At 71.0% G+C, this 21,829-nt stretch carries 18 protein-coding genes and 1 pseudogene; 12 read left to right on the forward strand and 7 right to left on the reverse strand.

Annotation, left to right across the window (positions count from 1 at the left end; translation table 11 throughout):
- Positions 1 to 124: 124 nt before the first annotated feature.
- Both ACFV9W_RS38535 and ACFV9W_RS38540 read right to left on the reverse strand, forming a co-directional pair.
- A pseudogene (locus ACFV9W_RS38535) lies at positions 125 to 1,602 on the reverse strand (phosphatidylglycerol lysyltransferase domain-containing protein); the annotation flags it as partial.
- Positions 1,603 to 1,797: 195 nt separating this feature from the next.
- Positions 1,798 to 2,667 (reverse strand): DMT family transporter, encoded by an 870-nt coding sequence (locus tag ACFV9W_RS38540; RefSeq protein ID WP_385770684.1) that lies wholly within the window; start codon positions 2,665 to 2,667, stop codon positions 1,798 to 1,800.
- Between the two features lie 70 nt (positions 2,668 to 2,737).
- On the opposite strand from ACFV9W_RS38540, the gene ACFV9W_RS38545 reads away from it, so the two are divergent.
- The 7 genes from ACFV9W_RS38545 (at position 2,738) to ACFV9W_RS38575 (ending at position 10,222) form a co-directional block, all read left to right on the forward strand.
- Positions 2,738 to 3,301 carry a CGNR zinc finger domain-containing protein gene (locus ACFV9W_RS38545; RefSeq protein ID WP_385770686.1) on the forward strand — a complete coding sequence of 188 codons (564 nt, stop codon included), beginning with the start codon at positions 2,738 to 2,740 and terminating at the stop codon, positions 3,299 to 3,301.
- A gap of 66 nt (positions 3,302 to 3,367) precedes the next feature.
- Positions 3,368 to 4,192, forward strand: a complete 825-nt coding sequence (locus ACFV9W_RS38550; protein ID WP_385770688.1) for a DeoR/GlpR family DNA-binding transcription regulator — start codon at positions 3,368 to 3,370, stop codon at positions 4,190 to 4,192.
- 130 nt (positions 4,193 to 4,322) lie between these two features.
- Positions 4,323 to 5,432, forward strand: coding sequence for an alcohol dehydrogenase catalytic domain-containing protein (locus tag ACFV9W_RS38555; RefSeq protein WP_385770690.1), 1,110 nt, complete (start codon positions 4,323 to 4,325; stop codon positions 5,430 to 5,432).
- Complete coding sequence (locus ACFV9W_RS38560; protein ID WP_385770692.1) at positions 5,429 to 6,763, forward strand: MFS transporter; 1,335 nt, start codon at positions 5,429 to 5,431, stop codon at positions 6,761 to 6,763. Before ACFV9W_RS38555 ends, ACFV9W_RS38560 begins: the two co-directional genes overlap by 4 nt.
- A gap of 92 nt (positions 6,764 to 6,855) precedes the next feature.
- The gene (locus ACFV9W_RS38565; RefSeq protein ID WP_385770694.1) at positions 6,856 to 8,628 is read left to right on the forward strand and encodes a dihydroxyacetone kinase family protein; all 1,773 of its coding nucleotides are present in this window, start codon (positions 6,856 to 6,858) and stop codon (positions 8,626 to 8,628) included.
- Positions 8,625 to 9,113 (forward strand): ribose-5-phosphate isomerase, encoded by a 489-nt coding sequence (locus tag ACFV9W_RS38570; protein ID WP_385770695.1) that lies wholly within the window; start codon positions 8,625 to 8,627, stop codon positions 9,111 to 9,113. Before ACFV9W_RS38565 ends, ACFV9W_RS38570 begins: the two co-directional genes overlap by 4 nt.
- Positions 9,114 to 9,175: 62 nt before the next feature.
- Positions 9,176 to 10,222, forward strand: a complete 1,047-nt coding sequence (locus ACFV9W_RS38575) for a YncE family protein (protein WP_385770697.1) — start codon at positions 9,176 to 9,178, stop codon at positions 10,220 to 10,222.
- 34 nt (positions 10,223 to 10,256) lie between these two features.
- Here the strand turns inward: ACFV9W_RS38575 and ACFV9W_RS38580 are convergent, their stop codons facing one another.
- Complete coding sequence (locus ACFV9W_RS38580; protein ID WP_385770699.1) at positions 10,257 to 10,553, reverse strand: ribosomal protein L7/L12; 297 nt, start codon at positions 10,551 to 10,553, stop codon at positions 10,257 to 10,259.
- A gap of 174 nt (positions 10,554 to 10,727) precedes the next feature.
- Between ACFV9W_RS38580 and ACFV9W_RS38585 the strand changes: the two genes are divergently transcribed.
- Positions 10,728 to 11,495, forward strand: a complete 768-nt coding sequence (locus ACFV9W_RS38585; protein ID WP_385770701.1) for a hypothetical protein — start codon at positions 10,728 to 10,730, stop codon at positions 11,493 to 11,495.
- A gap of 47 nt (positions 11,496 to 11,542) precedes the next feature.
- On the opposite strand, the gene ACFV9W_RS38590 is transcribed toward ACFV9W_RS38585, so the two are convergent.
- From ACFV9W_RS38590 to ACFV9W_RS38605, 4 genes are all read right to left on the reverse strand, one after another.
- Positions 11,543 to 12,448, reverse strand: coding sequence for a phosphotransferase family protein (locus tag ACFV9W_RS38590; protein ID WP_385770703.1), 906 nt, complete (start codon positions 12,446 to 12,448; stop codon positions 11,543 to 11,545).
- Between the two features lie 174 nt (positions 12,449 to 12,622).
- Positions 12,623 to 14,986 (reverse strand): GH92 family glycosyl hydrolase, encoded by a 2,364-nt coding sequence (locus tag ACFV9W_RS38595; protein ID WP_385770705.1) that lies wholly within the window; start codon positions 14,984 to 14,986, stop codon positions 12,623 to 12,625.
- Positions 14,987 to 15,222: 236 nt separating this feature from the next.
- On the reverse strand, positions 15,223 to 15,738 hold the full coding sequence (locus tag ACFV9W_RS38600; protein ID WP_385770715.1) for a DUF3592 domain-containing protein: 516 nt from the start codon (positions 15,736 to 15,738) through the stop codon (positions 15,223 to 15,225).
- Positions 15,739 to 15,752: 14 nt separating this feature from the next.
- Entirely contained in the window at positions 15,753 to 16,649 is an 897-nt protein-coding gene (locus tag ACFV9W_RS38605) for an NADP-dependent oxidoreductase (RefSeq protein ID WP_385770717.1), read from the reverse strand.
- A gap of 175 nt (positions 16,650 to 16,824) precedes the next feature.
- Here ACFV9W_RS38605 and ACFV9W_RS38610 point away from each other — a divergent pair, with 175 nt between their 5' ends.
- From ACFV9W_RS38610 to ACFV9W_RS38625, 4 genes are all read left to right on the forward strand, one after another.
- On the forward strand, positions 16,825 to 17,268 hold the full coding sequence (locus tag ACFV9W_RS38610; RefSeq protein WP_385770707.1) for a winged helix-turn-helix transcriptional regulator: 444 nt from the start codon (positions 16,825 to 16,827) through the stop codon (positions 17,266 to 17,268).
- A 274-nt stretch (positions 17,269 to 17,542) separates the two neighbouring features.
- Positions 17,543 to 19,054, forward strand: a complete 1,512-nt coding sequence (locus tag ACFV9W_RS38615) for a flavin-containing monooxygenase (RefSeq protein WP_385770709.1) — start codon at positions 17,543 to 17,545, stop codon at positions 19,052 to 19,054.
- A gap of 48 nt (positions 19,055 to 19,102) precedes the next feature.
- Positions 19,103 to 20,071, forward strand: a complete 969-nt coding sequence (locus ACFV9W_RS38620) for a diiron oxygenase (protein WP_385770711.1) — start codon at positions 19,103 to 19,105, stop codon at positions 20,069 to 20,071.
- A 52-nt stretch (positions 20,072 to 20,123) separates the two neighbouring features.
- Positions 20,124 to 21,731: an FAD-dependent oxidoreductase gene (locus ACFV9W_RS38625; protein ID WP_385770713.1), complete on the forward strand. Its 1,608-nt coding sequence runs from the start codon at positions 20,124 to 20,126 to the stop codon at positions 21,729 to 21,731.
- Positions 21,732 to 21,829: the final 98 nt, after the last annotated feature.

Here is a 21,829-nt window from a genome sequence, read left to right on the forward strand (position 1 = left end):
CCTCGACACCCTGCAGGACATGCTCCGGTGCTGGACCGGCACCTGCACCACCTGCGGCCAACCACTCACCAGAACCAGAACCTAACGAAGCACTATTAGGGCCCTTCTGACGGATCAGGCCGGATCAGTGCCGACGGACCAGGGGGAAGGGCAGCGTCTCGCGGATGGTGCGGCCGGTGAGGAACATGACGAGCCTGTCGACGCCGATGCCGAGTCCGCCGGTGGGTGGCATCGCGTATTCGAGGGCGTCGAGGAAGTCCTCGTCCAGTTCCATGGCCTCGGGGTCGCCCCCGGCGGCCAGCAACGACTGGGCGGTGAGGCGACAGCGCTGTTCGACGGGGTCGGTCAACTCGCTGTAGGCGGTGCCCAGTTCCGTGCCAAAGGCGACGAGGTCCCAGCGTTCGGCGAGTCTGGGGTCGCCACGGTGCTGCCGGGTCAGCGGCGAGACGTCGGTCGGGAAGTCCTTGTAGAAGGTGGGCAGCCGGGTCTGCTTCTCGACGAGCCGCTCGTACATCTCCAGGACCACGTCGCCGCGCGCCTCGTCCGGCGCGTACGGGACCCCGGCCCGCTCGCAGAGCCGCAGCAGCCGCGGCAGTTCGGTGTCCGCGTCGACGCTCTCGCCGAGCGCCTCGGAGATGGCCCCGTACACCGTCTTCACCGGCCAGGGCCCCGAGATGTCGTGTGGCGTGGGTGTGGGCGCGTTCGGCTACGGGGTAGGGGGCGACGCCCTTCGCGAGCAGCCGGCCGAGCTTGCGGTGGCGCATCCGCACCCGCTCCGGCTGTCGGGAGGTCTCGCGCTCCGCGGGCCCGTCCTGGCTCAGTTCCAGCGCCTCGATGGGCGGCAGGTGTTCGGTGGTCGCCGGGGCGCTGACCGCGGAGGGTGTGTGATGGCCCTTGCCCCACAGGCGGCGCAGCGAAGGGACGGAGACGAAGCCCTCGGTCCGCGTAGCAGATGAAGCGGGGGCACCACTGGGGGCGGTACTTGGCGTTGGCGCGGTACAGGCTCTCCAGCTGGCACCAGCGAGAGGAGAACAGGAGCAGTCCGCGCCACAGCCGCAGCACCGGGCCCGCGCCGATCCGCGCGCCTTCCTCGAACGCGGAGCGGAACACCGCGAAGTTCAGCGAGACCCGGCGGATGCCGAACCGGGAGGCGGCCTCGCAGAGCTCGGCGACCATGAACTCGGTGACACCGTTGGGCGCGCTGCGGTCACGGCGCATCAGGTCCAGGGACACACCGTCCTTGCCCCAGGGCACGAAGGACAGTAGCGCCAGCAGCCGGCCGTCCGCCCCGAGCGCCTCGACCAGCAGGCAGTCACCGTCGAGCGGATCGCCGAGGCGGTCCAGGGCCATGGAGAACTCGCGCTCGGTCTCGGTGTCGCGCCAGGCGTCCGCCTTGTCGACGACGTCCCGCATCTCCGCGTCGGTCAGGTCGGCGTGGCGGCGGATACGGCATGTGGCACCGCCGCGGCGCACCCGGCCGACCGCCTGCCGGGTGACCCGCATGTCCCGGTGGCCGAGGTCGAAGTCGGCGGGGCGGACGACGGCCTCGTCGCCCAGTTGCAGAGCGCCGAGGCCGGCCCGCGCGAAGGCGGTCGCCCCGTCTTCGGAGGCGCCCATCACGGCGAGAAGTCGCGTTGAGCCGCCATCTCTGCGGCCGCACCACCCGCCACCTGCACCTCTCCAAAACCAAAGCCAGCCGGTTTCCGAAACGTATCCCGGGCAAGATCGGGCCGCACATCGGAATGGGGGGGCGGGGTGGGCCTCAGCCCTTAATTGGGCGGCCCTCGGCACCGAACGTCACCGGGCGGCCCTCCGCACCGACCACACACCCGCCGCGACGATCAACCCGGCCGCCCCCAATTGCCGCCCGGTCAACTCCTCGTCCAGCAGCGCGAAACCGACCCCCGCCGCCACCGCGGGGCTCAGCGCGAGCAGCACACCAAAAGCCTGGGCGTCGATGCGCCGCAGCACCGTCATGTCCAGCGCGTACGGGATCAGCGAGGACAGCAGCGCCACGAGAAGCCCGGTGAACAGGACGGACGGGTGGGCCGCCACCCGGTCGCCGTCCGTGACGGCGGTGACCGGGGTCAGCACGCACGCGCCGACGGCCAGCGCCAGCGTCAGCCCGGTCCAGTCGGGGAACAGCCGCCCGACCCGCCGGCTCAGAACCACGTAACCGGCCCGGCACACCGCGGCGGCCCCTCCCAGGAGGAGCCCGGCGGCGGGCAGCGAGGCGCCCGGGGCCGTCAGCAGCAGCACGCCCGCCAGGGCAAGGAGCGCCACCACGAGATGCTCGATCCGGCGGGACAGCGCGATCGACAGGGCCAGCGGGCCGAGCAGTTCGAGTGTCGCGGCCACCCCGATCGGGAGCCGGCTGATGGCCTGGAAGTAGGCCAGGTTCATGGCCGCGAGGACCAGGCCGAGCGCGGCGGCCGCGCGCCACTGGGCCGCTGTGATGCCCCGCAGCCGGGGCCGGACGAGCAGCCACATGATCACGGCGGCGAAGCACAGCCGCATACCGGCCAGCGCCGTGGGGCCCACGGCGGCGTACGCGCCCTTCGCGACGGCGGAGCCCACCTGGAGGCTGGCTATCTGGGCGAGCATCAACGCCGGTGCCACCGCCGCTCCCCGCGCCTGCGGGCGCGGACTCTCCACCGTCGTGTCCATCCGGGACCTCCACACGCTCGGTGCCGGCGCCTTCGGCACGGCCCGCGACACACGGTGCTGTAATGCCCTTATGCACTTCAACCATTACGGAGGCGAGGCCGCCCGGCTCGCGGCGGACCTGGTCAACCTGACGGAGCCACCACGCCCCGACAGCCTGGAGACACTGCTCGCCGCGCACGGCGTCGCGGACCGCGCGCTCACCACCGCGCAGACCGAGTCGATCTGGGACTGGAGCCGCCGCCTGGCCGGGTGCTTCGGGCGGCAGGACATCGAGGAGCGGTGCCACGCGGTCAACGAACTGCTCGCGGACGCGTCGAGCAGCCCCCGGATCTCCCTGCACGACGGGCGGCCGCACCTGCACTACAGCGCGACCGGCGCCGACGCGGCCGCACACATCCGCGCCGTCACCGCCGCCGGACTCGCCTACGTGATCTGCTCCGCCGACGCCGGCCGGCTGGGCCGCTGCGCACGCCGGAACTGCGCCCTGGCCTTCGTCGACACCTCCCGGGGCGGGCGCCGAACCTACTGCTCGGTGCGCTGCGCCAACAACGACGCCGTGGCCCGGCACCGCGAACGCGGCCAGGCATCGCAAGGCGTGACCGGCCAGGCATCACAACGCAGAACACATTCCTAACACGAGGGGTGTTGTGTTTGAGGGGTTCGCTGTTAGCTTGTCGGGCAGTGGCAGGAAGGAAACGCCGTGAGCACCGATGAACTCCCCACGGGATCAGCCGAGTTGCTGAGCCCGCAGGCGCGCCAGGAGCGCATCCGCGACCGGGTGCTCGAGCTGGGCTCGGCCCGCATCGAGGACCTGGCGCGCGAGCTGGGGGTCAGCGTGATGACCATCCACCGCGACCTGGACCGGCTCGCCGACGAGGGCTGGCTCCGCAAGACGCGCGGGGCGGCCACGGCCCAGCAGTCCGTGCTCTTCGAGAGCAACGTCCGCTACCGGACGACGCAGCAGGGCGAGGCGAAGAAGGCGCTGGCCGGCGCCGCCCTGGAGCACATCGACCGGGGTCAGGCGATCCTGCTGGACGACAGCACCACCTCGCTGGCCCTCGCCCGCGCGCTGCCCGAGAGCGGACCGCTCACCGTCATCACCAACTTCCTCGCCATCGTCAACGCCCTGGCGGGACGGCCCGGCATCGAGCTGATCTCCCTCGGCGGCAGCTACGACCCGCACTACGACGCCTTCCAGGGCATGGCGACCTGCGACCACATCAAACCCCTGCGCGCCGACACGGTGTTCATCTCGACATCGGCGGTCGCGGACGGCCACTGCTATCACCAGTCGCAGGAGGCGATCCTCGTCAAGCGGGCGCTCCTGGAGGCCGCCCAGCGCCGGATCCTGCTCGTCGACCACACCAAGTTCCAGAAACGGGCGCTGCACCGGGTCGCCCCGCTCTCCGACTTCGACCTCGTCATCGTCGACGACCGCATCTCCAGTACGGAGTTGGAGGCGCTGCGCGAGGACGGCGTCACCGTGCAGGTCGCCGCCCTGCGCCCGGGCACCCCCGAGGCCTGAACCGGCCCGGGTCCCGACCTGCCGGAACACCCGCACAACCACCGCGAACCCACCGGATCCATCCCCACACGGATCCGTGTCCCCAACCGCATCTCATCTGCGCAAGAGCCGACTGCCAATGGAGGTAGTAGTGATCAGTGTGCCGAAGCGAATGCAGGCCGTGGTCGTCCACGGGCCCGAGGACTATCGCCTCGAAGAGGTCGACGTCCCCACCCCGGGGCCCGGTGAACTGCTGTTGCGGACCGAGGCGGTGGGGGTGTGCGCGAGCGACCTCAAGTGCTACCACGGCGCCCCCAAGTTCTGGGGCGACGAGAACCGTCCTGCCTGGGCGCAGCGCGGCATCATCCCCGGTCACGAGTTCGTGGGCGTGGTGGCCGCCGGCGAGGACGCCGCACTCGCGGCCCACGGCGTGCAGGTCGGCGACCGCATCGCCTGCGAGCAGATCGTGCCGTGCGAGGAGTGCCGCTACTGTCGGCGCGGTCAGTACTGGATGTGCGGCCCGCACGACATGTTCGGCTTCCGCAACCACCACGGCGCCATGGCGCAGTACATGGTCATTCCGCCCAACGCCCGTGCCCACAAGGTCTCGCACGACCTCAAGCCGCACCACGCCGCGTACGCGGAGCCGCTGTCCTGCGCGCTGCACGCGGTGGAGCGCGCCGACATCCACTTCGAGGACGTCGTGGTGGTCGCCGGCTGCGGCCCCATCGGCCTCGGCCTCATCGCGGGCGCGCGGCAGAAGAACCCGCTGAAGATCATCGCTCTCGACCTGGACGACAACAAGCTCGAACTGGGCCGCCGCACGGGCGCCGACATCGTCCTCAACCCCGCCAAGGAAGACGTCGTCGCCCGCGTCAAGGAACTGACCGACGGCTACGGCGCCGATGTCTACCTGGAGGGCACCGGCGCCACGCCCGCTGTCGCGCAGGGCCTCAACCTGCTGCGCAAGCTGGGCACGTACGTCGAGTACTCGGTCTTCGGCTCCGACGTCACGGTCGACTGGTCGATCATCTCCGACGACAAGGAACTCGACGTCCGAGGCGCCCACTTGGGCCCGCACTGCTGGCCCGCGGCGATCCGCCTCTTGGAGGACGGCAAGGTGCCGGTCGACGACATCTGCACCCACCAGTTCGGCCTGCGCGACTTCCAGAAGGCGCTCGACCTGGTCGCGGACACCTCCGGTGCCTCCGTGAAGGTGTCGATCCTGCCCAACGCCGAGGCCGACGCGGTGGTCGCGTGACGGCCGCGGCCGCCGGGACCGCGAAGGCCCACGAGACCCGGCTCGACCGCATGGGCATACCCCACTCGCTGCGCTGGGGCTTCGTCGCCGTCCTGGTCTTCATGACCGGCAACGGCACCGAGTCCAACTTCATCGCCCCGCACATCGAGCACGTCCTGGGCAGCACCACCGCGACGGCCAGCACCATCATCTCCATGTACGGCGTGTCCGTACTGGTCGGCAGCTATCTGTCCGGAGCCCTCACCGACCTGTGGGGCCCGCGCCGTGTCATGCTGCTCGGCACCGCCGTATGGGTCGTCTTCGAGGCACTGTTCCTGGCGGGCCTCGCCGCCGGCAGCATGCCGATGGTCTTCCTCACCTACTTCCTGCGCGGCTTCGGCTACCCGCTGTTCGCCTTCGCCTTCCTGGTGTGGGTGAACCTCGTGTCGCCGAAGGAGCGCAACGGCGCCGCGGTCGGCTGGTTCTACGTCATGTTCACCGGCGGACTGCCCACGCTGGGCTCGCTGTTCGCGCTCGGCATGATCCCGGCGTTCGGCGGCTCGACCGGAGGCGAGACCGGCGCCATGGCGGCCTCCACCGCCCTGGTGGTCATCGGATTCCTCATCGCCCGCTTCGCGGTCAAGGAGCCGCACGGATCGCGGCGGGTGGCCCCGGAAGACAAGTCCTCATTCGAAGTCCTCACCGCGGGACTGCGCCTGACGGCACGTCAGCCCAAGGTCCTGATGGGCTTCCTCGTGCGGCTCATCAACACCGCGCCCCAGTACGGCATGTTCATCATCCTGCCCGGCGTCATCGCGGACGACCGGGGCTGGGGCCAGAGCCGCTGGCTCACCATGACCGTCCTTGTCTACGCGACGAACATCCTGGTCAACGCCCTGTTCGGCGCCATCGGCGACCGCTGGGGCTGGCGTCGCACCGTGCAGTGGTTCGGTGTGTTCGGCTCCTCCGTCGGGCTGCTCGCCTGGTGGTACGTGCCGCAGCTGGTGCCCGCCGGTTCCACGTGGGGCTTCTGGGTGTCCGTCGTCGCGGGATGTGTGTTCGGCTGCCTGCTCGCCGGGTTCGTGCCGATGGGCGCCATCATGCCCGCGCTCGTCCCGGCGGAGTTCAAGGGCGCGGCCATGGCGATGTACACCACGGCGGCCGGTGGCGCCTCGTTCCTCGGCTCGGCGGTGGTCGCCGCCGTGCTGTCGGTCGGCCTCGGCAACGCCGGAGTGGTGTGGGCGTTCGTGGTGCTGTACGGCGCGGCCTTCGTGATGGTGTCGTTCCTCAACGTGCGGCAGAGCGACGAGAGTTCGCAGGAGGAGCCGGCCGGGGCCGTCATGGCCCGCTGAGCCCGCCCACCCGATCACGTACGCCCCGACCGCGTACCGACCCGACCTCGTACCGACGCGACGCACCGTAGTTGCTTTAGGAGGTACCCCTCGTGACCAGACTCTTCGACGACCCGGCGAACTTCGCCGAGGACCAACTGGCCGGCTTTCTCGACCTGTACGCGGACCGGTTGCGCGGCGTACCCGGAGGCGTCGTCGCACACCGCGGCGAGCACCCCCAGGTGGCGGTCGTCATCGGCGGCGGATCGGGACACTACCCGGCCTTCTGCGGAACGGTCGGCCCCGGCATGGCCCACGGCGCCGTGGTGGGCAACATCTTCACCTCACCGTCGGCGACCCAGGTCTACTCGGTGGCGAAGGCCGCCGACCAGGGCAGAGGCGTGATCCTCAGCTTCGGCAACTACGCCGGGGACGTGCTGAACTTCCGGATCGCCGCCGAGCGGCTGTGCGCCGAGGGCATCGACACCCGGATCGTGATCGTCACCGACGATGTGGCGTCCGCCGAGGAAGAGGGCAAACGCCGGGGCATCGCGGGCGACTTCACGGTCTTCAAGGTCATGGGCGCGGCAGCCGCCGAGGGCCTCGACCTCGACGAGGTGGAACGCCTCGGCCGCGCCGCCAACACCGCGACACGCAGCCTGGGCGTCGCCTTCGCCGGCTGTACGCTGCCGGGCGCGGGGGAGCCGCTGTTCGAGGTGCCCGAGGGACACCTGGGCCTCGGCCTCGGTATCCACGGCGAGCCGGGCATCGAGGACGTCCCGATGCTGAAGGCCGACGAGCTGGCGGCGCTCCTCGTGGAACGCCTCCTCCAGGAGACACCTCCCACCGCGGGCCGCCGGGTGGGCGCGATCCTCAACGGCCTCGGTGCCACCAAGTACGAGGAACTCTTCCTCCTCTGGGGCCGGGTGTCCGCGCGGCTGCGGGAGCGCGGCATCGAGATCGTCGACCCCGAGGTGGGCGAGCTGGTGACCAGTCTCGACATGGGCGGCTGCTCACTCACCCTGATGTGGCTGGACGAGGAACTGGAACCGCGCTGGCGCGCCGACGCCTACACCCCGGCGTTCCGCAAGGCACACGCACCGCTGTCCGACCTGCGCGCCACCGACGCGAACGGGGCCGCCGCAGCGGTGACGGAGATCCCCCAATCCTCCCCGGCCGCACGCGAGTTGGCCGACCGGGTGCGCACGGCGCTGTCGACGATCCACCGCACGATGGTGGACAACGAGGAGGAACTGGGCCGCATCGACGCGGTCGCCGGGGACGGCGACCACGGCCGCGGCATGGTCAGGGGCGCCCGGTTCGCCGCCGAGCGTGCCGAGCGGGCGAGCCGGGACGCCGGTGCCGGATGGCTGCTGCGGCAGGCGGGCCAGTCCTGGGCCGAGTACGCGGGCGGCACGTCGGGCGTCCTGTGGGGCGCGGCGCTTGAGGCGTTCGGACGCGCGCTGGACGACGAAGCGGACGCGTACACGGCGGCCGATGTCACCACCGGCGTACGGGCGTTCACCGACGCCATCGGCGACCTGGGCCGGGCCGCGCCGGGCGACAAGACGATGCTCGACGCCCTGCTCCCGTTCGCCGACACCCTGCAACGCGCCACGGACTCGGGCATCGAACCGGCCGAGGCCTGGCGCACGGCAGCCGAGGCGGCGACCCGCGCCGCCGAGGCCACGAAGGACCTGCGCCCCAAGGTGGGCCGGGCCCGCCCCCTCGCGGAGCGCAGCCTCGGCACCCCCGACGCGGGGGCGACCTCGCTGGCCCTGATCGTGACGGCGCTGGCCGAGTCACCACACGCGCAGGAACAGACGCAGGGACAGGAACCGGGACAGACACATGAACAGAACCGACAAGGAGTGACAACGGCATGACGGACCGGCTGCGTCTGGTCGTCGGCTGCGACGACGCCGGCTTCGAGTACAAGGAACGCATCAAGGCCGACCTCCAGGCCGACGACCGCGTCTCCGAGGTGCTCGACGTCGGCGTGGAGGCCGACGGCACGACCGCCTACCCGCACATCGGCGTGGCCGCGGCCCGCCTCGTCGCCGAGGACCGGGCCGACCGCGCTCTGCTCATCTGCGGCACGGGACTCGGCGTGGCGATCTCCGCGAACAAGGTCCCCGGCATCCGCGCGGTGACCGCCCACGACGCGTACTCCGTGGAACGCTCGGTGAAGAGCAACAACGCGCAAGTGCTGTGCATGGGCCAACGCGTGGTCGGCCTGGAACTCGCCCGCAAGCTCGCCTCAGAGTGGCTGCAGCACCGCTTCGACCCGGACAGTTCCTCGGCGGAGAAAGTGGCGGCACTGAGCCGGTACGAGACGGATCCGGGTGGAGGCCGCCCGGGTGACGCATGAGAATTATATTAGGTTAGCCTTGCCTAAATTTTACTCGATGGATCGGCAGGGATACCGCACCCATGTCCACACTCAACAGACGTGTCCACCGCACCGCGGCGACCACCGTCGCCCTGGCGGCCTGCACCGCGCTCACCCTGGTGGAACCCGCCGCCGCGGCCGGATCGACGCTCAAGTCGGCGCCGCTCGCCCCCGGCCTGTACCAGTCCGCGTACTCCGAGAGGAACGACGCGCTCTGGGCGACCAGTTCGGTGGGGCAGCCGCCGGCGCCGGTCACGGACTCCCGGTTGGTGCGGCTCGACCCCGACACGCTGGAGGTGGAGGCGAGCTACCCGACGCCCCTCGATGAAGGCGACGGCACCGTCGAAGCCGCCTACGGCATCGACGTGGACGACGAGCACAACACGGTGTGGGTCACCAACACACGCAACGACAGCATCGCCGTGTACAGCCAGCGGACGGGCCGCCACCTCGCGACCGTGCCCGGCGTCGCGCACGCCCGCGAGATCGTCGTCGACGAGAAGCGCGACACCGTCTGGGCCACGGCTTTCGGCACCGGCTCGGTCGTCGCCTTCGACACCGTCACGTACAAGGAGACCCGGCGTGTCACCGTCGAGGGATCGGGCCCGACGGGCCTCGCGGTGAACGAACGCACCGGCGCGGTCCACGCCGCCGATTTCACGCACGACCGCATCATCCAGATAGCCCCCGGCTCCTCCGGGCCGCGCCTCCTCCCCACCGGCGACGGCCCCCTCTCCATAGCCCTCTCCGCGAACGGCCGGACCGCCTACACCGCCGACCAGGGCGCGGGCGGTGTGTCGGTCGTGGACCTGCGCAAGGGTGCGGTCGTCAAGTCGATAGCCACCGGGCAGGGCGCCAAGTCCCTCACCACGGTGGGGCGTTCGGCGCGCGTACTGGTCGTCAACCGGCTCGACGACAGCATGTCCGTCGTCGACACGCGTTCCGGTGCCGTCAAGGAGACCATCGGCACCAACGCCCTCCCCAACCATGTGCACATGAGCGACGAGAACACCGCCTACGTCCTGGACAAGTCGGCCTCAGGACCCCAGGGCGAGGACCATGTCACCCGGATCGATGTGGCGCGCTGACGCCAACGGCCGGGGCGTGCGCCCCGTCTTCGCGTCAGCGCAGCTCGGACTCGATGCGGTCGACCTCGTCCTTGGCCTCCTTGAGGCCCAGGCCGGTCGCCTCGCGGTAGGCCTTGATGGCGGGGATCTTCTTGCCGTCCCGCAGCAGGGCCCGCACGTCGTCGAGGCCCGGGCCGAGCGTGTCGGTCTCGATCCCCAGGTGTTCGATGATCAGGTCCAGCTTCCGCTCGACGCGGACGGTTCTGCGGTTGACGCGGTCGACCTTGCGCTCGACGGTGCCGGCCGTGATGAGCACGCCGACCAGGATGATGAGTATCGCTGCGATGTCCATGATCCCTGATCCTAGGCAACACGCATGACGCGAACGGCACGCGGACACGCGTACGCGGGTCGGATCCTGAGCCACAAGGAATAACAGGTCGTGCGGCTTCGCCCGCTCAAGTAAGGTCGGGATCTTCGGACGGCCGAGGCCGTTCCGGAGTCCTTGAAGGTATGGGTCCACGTCATGCATCCAGCCACCCACCCCACCCGTCGCAGACTCGACGCGGCACTGGCCGAACTCACCACGGTCTTCCGCGGCATGACCGCGCACCCGGACGAGGTCAACTGCACCTGCCACTGGGGGAGCGAGGAGGAGCTGGCCCTCCTCAAGGTGCCCGACGTGGAGGTGGATCCGGATCTGCTGCGCCGCACATGGCAGGCCGTCGACTGGACGGATCACGGCGCGGTGCTGCGCCGCGTCCTGCCGCAGTTCGCCGCCGCCCTGGTGGCCGGACGCGTCGATCCGCTGTTCGGCCTCGAGGAGGCAGGGGACTCCTTCGCCCGCGGCCGCTGGCAGCGGTGGCCCGACGTGCAGGCCGGTGCGGTACGCGAGTTCCTGCACGCCTGGTGGGCGCAGAGCCTCGCGGACCCGGACGCCGCCGTGCCCGCACACCAGGTCATGGCGATGTGCGCCGAGGCGTCCGGCACCGTCGCACCCTGGCTCGCCGTCTGGGAGCGGGAGACCGGCCCTCTCAGCGACCGGCGGCTCGTCGAGGCTGCGGAGGAGTGGGAGTACGAGCTGCTGGGGGACGGGCTCCCGTGGTACGTCAACTGGTACGAGACCGATGAGGACCGGATGAGCGCCGAACTGGCGGCCTGGCTCCACGGCCACGCCGCCGCGCGACTCCGCGCCATGGGTGCCCCGCAGGAACTGGTGCACCGGATTGAACTGCTGGCTCTCACCGGCGACGCCCGCTGGACGCACCCGCACTGGCCGGGCCACCGCTACTGACGCCATGGCCCGAGTGACATCAACCCAGTGACATCGACTCATAGGCATCAGCCCGGTGTCATCAACCCAGTGACATAGGCGTCCAGCCGCCGCTCCACGACCCGCGTGGTCAGCTCAGTCCGCCCGGCCGCCCGCCACGGCCGCGCCACCGCCTCCACCTCCTCCGAGAACGCCAGCGCGTCCCGGACCCGCCAGTACAGCCGGTCGCCCGGGTCCGCCGCGAGCGCCCCACCGGCCTCCTCGTAGGCGTCGGCGAACCGCTGCCCCCACTCCGGCCCGTGGATCAGGGCCAGGTTGGTGCAGCTGTGCGCCACGTCGAGGTCCGCGGGACCCCAGGACGCCCCGGCCCAGTCGACGACGCCGGTGATCCGGGTCGCGGGCGTGTCGAACAGTACGTTGCCGGGGTGGAAGTCCCGGTGCAGGAAGCGCCCTTCGTAGGGCGGCGCGGGCTCCCGGATGATGTCGATGGCCGCGGCCCACGCGGCGGCGTCGGCACCCTCGGGAACCACGACGGTGTCGGCGGTGGTCAACGCCTCGTACTTCGGGGGCTGTTCACCGGGGCACACCGCGTGAATGGCGGCGAGCTGACGCGCGAGCAGCCGGACACGTGTCTCAAGGCCTTCGTCGTCGAGGAGCGTACGACCCGGCAGGCAGGTCATCAGGAGCGACGGATACTCGCAGTGCGCCGCGGTCGGATCGGCCGCGATCAGCCGGGGTGCCGATACGCCGCCGGACCCCGCGAGCACGGTCAGCGCGCCGCCCTCCCGCCCCAGCGCCTCCTCGGCACGGTCCACGAAGAACGGCTCCACGTAACTCCGCAGTACCAGCTCACGCGCCGCGCCCCCGGGCCCGGCGACGCTCAGCCGCCGCATTTCGGCGGTGACACCACCGTGCAGCGCCGCGACACGAACGACCCGCTCACCGTCCCCGAGGTGCCGTCGCACCCACGCCATCGTCAACGGCCGGACAGTGGCTTCCTCGTCGGCTTCCTCAGTGGCTGCGCCATCACCATCGATCACCGTGCCACCGCACCATCCGGCCGACGCCTCGCACAAGCGATTTCCCGGCGATCAAGCAGGGGGTGTGGGGCGCGGCTCCCCTGAACGAGAAGCCGCGCCCCACTCACCTCAGTCCCCGGACACCGCCGGCGGCGCGACGCCCGCGCCCCAGTTCGTCGGCTTGTCGGAGAGCTTGACGCCGATCGTGCCGGCGCCGAGCAGGTCCTTGTGGGTCAGCCAAGTCCGTTTCAGTGAACCGGACTTGCTCGTGGTCACGGACGAGACGTACTGGAGCTTCGACGCGTCCGCGCCCGGAGCCGTGATGCTGATCTTGCGGCCGTGCGCCGGACGGATCTCGACCTTGTCGAACATCGGGGCCGACAGGACGTACTTCGCCGAACCGGGCTGGACCTCGAAGACACCGGCCATGGCGAAGACGAGCAGCGACGACGTGGCGCCGAGGTCGTCGTTTCCGGGCATGCCGTACGGGTCGTCGGTGAACAGCGTCCGCATGGCCCGCAGCACCGAGGAGGTCTTCCACGGGGTGTCGGTCCACGCGTACATCCACGGAGCGTGGAAGTCGGGCTCGTTGTTCGGGTTGAACGCGAAGTTGTTGTGGTAGTCGTACGCGCCCGTCACCCACGATTCCTTGGCGGCCTTCGCCGGGTCGCTGAGCACCGTCGGCATGTCGAAGAACTTGTCGAGACGCTGCTCGGCGGCCTTCTGGCCGCCCATCAGTCCGTACAGCGCCTGCGGGTTCTGCTGCGCGAGCCACTGGTACTGCCAGGCCGTGCCCTCGTGGAAGGCGCCGGACTGGGTCGGGTCGCTGTCACCCGCGACACTGCCGTCGGCGTTCTTCGTCACGGGGAACCCGGTGAAGCCCTGCGAAGTGACGCCGGAGTCCCACAACTTGGCGAAGTTGTCGCAGCGCGAGGCGAGCGTCGCGGCCTTGTCCCGGTGACCGAGGCCGTCGGCCATCGTGGACAGGGCGCAGTCACCGAGCGCGTACTCCAGCGTGGCCGAACCCGCCTGTCGGCTGTCGCCGAACTTGTAGCCGGGCAGGTCCTGGTAGCCGACGAAGCCGTTCTTCACGTACGTCGGGTTGCCGTCGCGGCCACGGAAGGTCGACTGGTCGGCCGGTACCTCGTTGACGTTCTTCCAGAGCGCGTCGAAGAGCTCGCGCGAGGTGCGGTCGTCGAGCAGGCCGCGGTTGTAGAGGTCGACGATGAACGGGGTCACGGGGTCGCCGCTCATCACGTTCGTCTCACTGTTGCCGAGGCCCCAGCGCGGCAGCCAGCCGCCGTCCTTGTATACGCGCAGCAGGGACTTGGCCATGTCGGCGGCCTTGTCCGGGTGCAGCAGCGCCACCAGTTGGTTCTGCGAGCGGTACGTGTCCCACAGCGAGAACATCTGGTAGTACGGGGAGTCCGAACGGTGCACCTTGTCGTCGAAGCCGCGGTAGCGGTTGTCGACGTCGGAGCCGATTGAGGGGTGCAGCAGCGAGCGGTACAGGGCGCTGTAGTACGTGCGCTGGTCGGCGGTGGAGCCGCCGGCGACGCGCATCCGGTTCAGCTCGGTCTTCCAGGCGTCGTGCGCGCCGGAACGCGCTCCCTCGAAGGAACTCGGCTGCTCGGCACCGCGGTTGAGGCGCGCGCCGTCCACCGAGGTGTAGGACACGCCCACCGACGCGCCGACCTTGTCGCCCTTGGCCGGGTCGAACGACAGCCAGGCACCGGCGCGCTTGTCGCCCCGCGAGGCCTCGCGCTGGTCCGGGGTGAGCGTGCCGTCGCTCCAGGTGCCGAACTTCGCGAACGACCGGTCGAACTTGGCGCTGAAGTAGACCCGGTAGCGCTCCTTGCCGGTCTCCCCGCAGAAGTTGCCGCCCTGCACCCACCCCTCGACGGTGTTGTCGCCGACGACCTTGATGTCTCCGGCGTAGGTGCTGCCGTTGCTCTCCCCAGCCTCGATGAGGACGTTCTCCGCCCCCGAACCGCTGGGGAAGGTGTAGCGGTGCTGGCCGGTGCGCTGGGTCGCCGACAGCTCGGCCTTGATGCCGTTGTCGAACTTCACGCCGTAATAGCCGGGCGAGCGGGACTCGTTGTCGTGACTGAACTTCGCGCCGTACCGCGCCGGGTCGGACGAGGTCACCGCGCCCGTGGTCGGCATGAACCGGATGTTGCCCATCGTCTGGCAGCCGACACCCGACAGGTGTGTGTGGCTGAAGCCGAGGATGGTGTCCTGCGCGTAGTCGTACGAGGCGTACTTGTTCAGCTGTGTGTCGGGGCTCAGCTGGACCATGCCGAAGGGAGTGGTGGCACCCGGGAAGGTGGTTCCGTCGCCGTTGTTCCCGATCGACGTGTCGACCAGGCTCGTCGGGTCGGCGGCGAAGCCGGGCCCGGTTTCCCGCGCGCTCGCGACCCCGGGAGTGAGGGTGGCGGCGGCCACCGTGGTGACGACGAACGCGGCGGTGACGGTGCGTATCAGCGATCGCAACGGGCGCGGCGTGCGCCGCGCTACGAGGGACCTCGGCGGTCTCGGTGAGTTCTGCGAGCTCGGTGACGGCGACGCTCTCATCGCGACCCTCTCTTTGGACAACGTTGTCGGAACGGTTCCTTTCGATCTTTGTCGCGAGGGAGGGGTTACGTCAATGGATGGGTCGGCAGGGGCTGTTGGGGAGGGGTGGTGGGGCGGAGGGGCGCTGCCCCGGCCCGGCCGGAACCGCGGTCCGCTCAGCGGCCGGTGACCAGCAAGAAGATACCGATGGCGGTGAACAGCGCGCCGACCCCAAAGAGGGCCGTGACCTCGCCGACGCGGCGGCCGGTGAGGTCGATCCGGGCGGACTTCGGGGCGTCGGGCAGATAGCGCACGGGGACGCCGCCGCCCACGGGCAGGCCCTTGACGCCGGACGAACCGGCCTCGAAGGTGTGCCGGCCGCCGTACGTGTCGACGAATTCGACGACCGCGAAGTAGACCGGGCCGCCGTGCCTCCCGGCGTCGCCCCGGGCGTGGCGGACCACCCTGCCTCCGGCGCGGATGCCCTCGCGCTGGATGCGGTACTGGACCACGACCTCACGGACGCCGAACCCGAGGACGGTGAGCCCTGCCAGGAGTGACATGGCGATCCACATCGTGGTGTCCTTCTCTCTGCTGTACGCGGCTCTGTGGTGTCTGCTGTCGATCTCGGGAGAAGGACGCCACGTCGAGAGTGTGTGGTTCCTGGCCTCGGCCGTCTCCGCCACCGCCACTGGGGGCAAGGGGGTCAGGGGACGATCACGAGCCGCCCGCGCAGGCCGCCCTCGGCGAGCCGGGCATGGGCCGCGGCCGCGTCGGCGAGCGGGAAGAGGTCCGCGACGCGGGGGAGCAGCGTGCCCCGGTCGGCGAGGCCGGACAGGTCCGTGAGCTGGGCGCCGTCGGCCCGTACATCCAGCGCGTGGACGCGGATGCCGCGCTCGGGGGCCGGCTCCTGGCCGGGCCATACGCCGACGTAGGCGCCGCCGTCGCGGACCGGGGCGAGCGCCGCGTCGCCCAGTACGGCGGCGTCGACGACACCGTCGAAGGCGGCGGGGTGGGGTGTCTGCTCGCGGGGCAGGAAGGCGTCGGCGCCGCGGGAGCGCAGGAACTCCTCGTCGCGCGCGGAGGCGAGGGCCGTGACCGTCAGGCCGCGGTGGTGCGCGAGTTCCACGGTGTGCGCGCCGACCCCGCCCGCCGCGCCCGTGACCAGCAGGCTCTGCCCGGGTTCGAGCGCGGCCAGGTCCAGCGCCTGCGCCGCGGAGAGCGCGTTGAGGGGGAGGGCCGCCGCGTGCGCGTCGTCGAGGGTCGCCGGGGCGGGCGCGACGGCGTCCGCGTCGAGGACCGCGTACTCGGCGTGGGTGCCCAGCGGGGTGCGGTGCCCGGTGGCCAGGCCGAAGACGCGGTCGCCGGGGGACCAGGCCGCGCCGGGGCCGACGGCGTCGACGGTGCCCGCGACGTCCCAGCCCGGGCCGATCCGTGCGCCGTCGCCGCCGAAGACGCCCGCCCGCATCGCCGCGTCCACCGGGTTCAGGGCCGCCGCGGCCACCTTGATCCGGACCTGTCCGGGGCCGGGCTCGGGGACCGGGACCTCCGTGATCTCGACTGCCTCGGGGCCGCCGAAGCGGGACACGGTCGCGGCACGCATGAGCATGCTGATCCTCCTGGGGTGGGCGGGACCGCGGGCGAGGTGCCGCGCGGCCGTCGGTTACCTGTGGTGCGCCACCCCACCCTGCGTCAGCATGGAAGCGCGTACAAAAGGCACACGCGTGTAAGCAGGGCGACACGTGTGCAAGCAGGGCGAGGGGAAGGGCAGGCGCACGATGACGCGCGACCTCCGGGCGGACGGAGCAGGCGGAGAGGCGTCTCGCGCGGGCGACCCGCCGCACCGGACCGGGCCCTGCGCCCGCTGGCCCGCAGAGCAGGGCGAGAGCCTCCGGCAGATCGTCGAGCGGGCGGGCAACAAGTGGGCCGTGCTCGTGATCGGCACGCTGGAGGACGGCCCGGTGCGCTTCGGCGACCTGCAGCGCGCCGTCCCGGGTGTCTCCCAGCGGATGCTCACCCTCACCCTGCGCCAGTTGCGCCGCGACGGCCTCGTCACCCGCACCTCCTACCCCGAGGTGCCGCCACGGGTCGAGTACGCGCTCACCGCGCTGGGCGCCTCGCTGCTCGACGCGGTCACCGTCCTCGTCGACTGGGCGGGCACGCACCACGACGAGATCGCCGACAATCGTGCCCGGTTCGACAGCGGTCCCGACGCCGGCTGACCGGCACCTCGCCGGCACCGCGACGACCAGCGACAACAGGGCACCCGCCGCCAACTTCTGTGCGTTCTGCGGGTGTTCGGCCGGAAACACCGCCCTCGCAGTGTGACCCACGTCACGTTACCAGCGGTATCTGAAACAGAGTGTCGCAGGTAAATTGCGGGTACCGCGCAGATGAGAACCACGTGTCTGAGTACCGCCGGCGCCCCAAGTGGCGCTGAACCCTCCGTCCCTGTCTCTCTCAGGGGCTCACGAGCGAGAGCGAGGACCCTCCGCGATGGAGCAGCAGCACGTCGACGTCCTGGTCATCGGTGCCGGAATCTCCGGCATCAGCGCCGCGCGCCATGTCCTGCGCGACAACCCCAGGGCCTCGCTCGTCGTACTGGAGCGCCGCGCCCGCGTGGGCGGCACCTGGGACCTCTTCCGGTACCCCGGCATCCGGTCCGACTCCGACATGCCCACCTTCGGCTTCGGCTTCCGCCCCTGGACCGACGCGCGCATCCTCGCCGACGGGGCGCGGATCCGCCAGTACGTGGAGGACGCCGCCACCGACGGCGGCATCCTGGAGCGCACCCGCTTCGGCCGCCGCGCCGTCAGCGCCGACTTCTCGCACGAGACCGGGCGTTGGACGGTCGAGGTCGAGGACGAGGGCACCGGCGAGCACGAGTCGTACAGCGCGGGCTACCTCGTCGGGGCGACCGGCTATTACGACTACGACAAGCCCTACCGCCCCGAGTTCCCGGGCGAGGCCGACTACGAGGGCACGCTCGTGCACCCCCAGCAGTGGCCCGAGGACCTCGACCACACCGGCAAGCGCGTCGTCGTCATCGGCTCCGGCGCCACCGCCATCACCCTGCTGCCCGCGATGGCCGACAAGGCCGAGAGCGTCACGATGCTGCAGCGCTCGCCCACGTACGTCCTGGCGCTGCCGGAGGTCGACCCGCTCACCTCCGTCATGAAGAAGCTGCGCGCCCCCGCCCGGCTCACCCACAAGGTGGTGCGGGCCCGCAACATCGCACTGCAACGCGGGAGTTACGCCTTCTGCCGCAAGTACCCCCGCCTCGCCCGCAAGGCGCTGCTCGGGCTCGTGCGCGCCCAGGCCGGCAAGGGCGTCGACATGCGGCACTTCAGCCCGAAGTACAAGCCGTGGGACCAGCGGCTGTGCGTCGTCCCCGGCGGCGACCTGTTCAAGGTCCTCAAGCGCGGCAAGGCGGCCATCGCCACCGACCACATCGACACGTTCACCTCCGACGGCATCCGACTGAAGTCCGGCGAGGAACTGAAGGCCGACATCGTCGTCACCGCGACCGGCCTCACCGTCCGGCTCATGGGTGGCATGGACCTGACCGTGGACGGCGTCCCGGTGGACGTCACGAACCGCGTGCTCTACAAGGCCGTGCTGCTCGAGGGCGTGCCCAACATGTCGCTCGTCATCGGCTACACCAACGCCTCCTGGACCCTGAAGGCGGACCTCGCGGCCGACTACACCGCCCGCCTCCTGTCGCACATGCGCAGGAACGGACACGACATCGCGACCCCGGTGGCCTCCGACGCCGACCGCTCCGAGTTCTCCGTCATGGGCGAGGCCCTGACCTCCGGCTACATCGCGCGTGCCGACAAGGTCATGCCGCGCCAGGGCACCCGCGACCCGTGGCGGCTGTGGAACAACTACTACCGCGACCGCGCCATGCTCCAGAACTCCGCCATCGACGACGGCCCGCTGCGCTTCGAGAAGGCGGGCCGCCCGGCCGAGGCCGCCGAGGTCGAGGAAGCGACCCGCGCCGCCTGACCGTTCGCACCGCCTGACCGCCCCTACCACCGACAATCGAGGACGAAGATGACCCCGAAGCTGTCCAGGAAGGTCTACGACGAGCGCCTGCGGACCTTGTCCGAGGGCTCCGTCAACGTCAACTTCAACGCCTTCATCGACATCAAGTGGGACGACCCCGAGTTCGCCGTGGACACGAGCGACACCCGCTGGGTGCTCACCTCCGCGGACGCCCTGGGCGCCCACCGCTGGTACCAGGAGCAGTCGCTCGAGACGCAGATCAAGATCGGGATCTGGCGCTGGGCGGTCATCGCCAAGGTGGGCATGCAGTTCGAGAACCTGCTCATGCGCGGGGCGCTCGACTACATCTATCAACTGGGGAACCAGAACCAGGAGTTCAGGTACCTCACCCACGAGATCACCGAAGAGACCCACCACACCCAGATGTTCCAGGAGCTGGTCAACCGCACCGGCGTGGACACCCCGGGCGGCAAGCGCTGGTTCCGCCAGCTCAGCCGGGTCCTGCCGCTGTTCGGCTCGCTCTACCCCGAGGCGTTCTTCACCGGCATCCTGGCCGGCGAGGAGCCCATCGACCACCTCCAGAAGGGCGCCCTGCGCAGCGGGGAGCCCGTGCACCCGCTGCCGCAGCGGATCATGCAGATCCACATCGCCGAGGAAGCCCGGCACATCTCCTTCGCCCACGAGTTCCTGCGGCTGCGCGTGCCGCGCTACGGCAAGGCCCGCCGCGGCGCACTGTCCGTGCTCTTCCCGCTGATCATGCGGATCCTGTGCGACGTCATCATGATCCCCGACAAGAAGTCCGCCGAGCTGGTCGGCATCCCGGACTGGGTGATCAAGGAGGTCTTCTGGAAGTCCGAGGCCGGTCAGAAGATGCTCCAGGAGCTCTTCTCCGACGTGCGGATGCTCGCCCAGGACATCGGCCTGATGAACAAGGTGTCCCGGCCGCTGTGGCGGGCCCTGCGCATCGACGGCCGCCCGGCACGCTTCCGCGGCGAGCCCGCCCCGCTCGCCGACTGAGCCCCGCCCGCGCCACCCTTCCCTGAACCGCCCGAACGGAGACCAGCCCGCCGTGCCGTACGCCGTCACCCGATCCTGCTGCGCCGACGCCTCCTGCGTGCTGGCCTGTCCGGTCAACTGCATCCACCCCGCCCCGGGCGAGCCCGGCTTCGCCACCGCCGAGATGCTGTACGTCGATCCGCGCACCTGCGTGGACTGCGGCGCCTGCACGACGGCCTGCCCGGTCGACGCGCTCAAGCCGCACACCGCCCTCAGCGAGGCGGAGTTGCCGTTCCTTGAGCTCAACGCCTCCTACTACAAGCAGAATCCGCACGACGACCGCGCCCCCATGTACGTCGTGCCGAAGCAACGCACCCTCCCGCAGGGCGAGTTGTCCGTCGCCGTCGTCGGCGCGGGGCCCGCCGGGCTCTTCGCCGCCGACGAGCTGCTGCGCCACCCCGGCGTCCGCGTCACCGTGTACGACCGGCTCCCCACCCCGTACGGCCTCGCGCGGGCCGGTGTCGCACCCGACCACCAGGACACCAAGCAGGTCACCGAGCTGTTCCGGACCATCGAGTCGCAGCCCGGCTTCAGCTACCGCCTCGGCGTCGAGGTCGGCGCCGACCTCACCCACGCCGACCTGCTGCGCGAGCACCACGCGGTGATCTACGCGGTCGGCGCGGCGACCGACAAGCGGCTCGGCATCGAGGGCGAGGACCTGCCCGGCAGCGTCTCCGCCACCGACTTCGTCGCCTGGTACAACGGTCACCCCGACCGCGCCCACGACGCGCACCCCCTCGACACCGAACGCGCCGTCGTCATCGGCAACGGCAACGTCGCCCTCGACGTCGCCCGCATCCTCACCGCCGACCCGGACGCCCTGGCCCGCACCGACATCTCCGACCGCGCACTCGACGCACTGCGCGACAGCAAGGTCCGCGAGGTCGTCCTGCTCGGCCGCCGCGGACCGGCCCAGGCCGCGTTCACCGTCCCCGAACTCCTCGCGCTCTCCGCCCTCAAGGACGTCGACGTGAGCATCGAGGGCTGGCCCGAGGGCCTCGCCCACGACACCAACGAGAAGACCCGGCTGCTGGCCGAACTCGCCGCCCGCACCCCCGTCGAGGGCCGCCGCCGCATCACCCTGCGCTTCCTCACGGGGCCGGCGTGCCTCATCGGCGAGGACCGCGTACGAGCCCTGGAAGTCACTCCGACCACCCTGCACACCGAAGAGGACGGCACGGTGCGCGCCGTTCCCACCGGCGCCACCGAGACCCTGGAGACCGGCCTCGTGCTGCGCTCCGTCGGCTACCGCGCCCGGCCCGTGCCCGGACTGCCCTTCGACGAGGACAGCGCGACCGTCCCGCACGAAGCAGGCCGGGTCGAGCCGGGTGTCTATGTCGCGGGCTGGATCAAGCGCGGCCCGACCGGCTTCATCGGCACCAACAAGACCTGCGCCCACGAGACCGTCGAGTCCCTCCTCGACGACTTCGCCGCGGGCCGCCTCCCGCAGCCGGAACCCGGCGCCACGGCGGCGCCGGACGCCCTCGGCCTGGAGGCCTGGCAGGCGATCGACCGCGCGGAACGGGCGGCGGGCGAGGCCCAGGGCCGCCCCCGCGTCAAGCTCACGGACACCGAGGCCCTGCGGCAGGCCGCACGGACCACTCCGGTCGCGACCGGCTGACACACGGTGCTGCCGGGCGGGGTCGACACCGGCCCGCCGCACCCGGGGCGGGCCCCCCCCCCGGCCCCACCGCGCGGCGGGGGCGGGACGGCCACCCC

Source organism: Streptomyces sp. NPDC059897 (genome assembly GCF_042730865.1).
GTDB lineage: Bacteria > Actinomycetota > Actinomycetes > Streptomycetales > Streptomycetaceae > Streptomyces.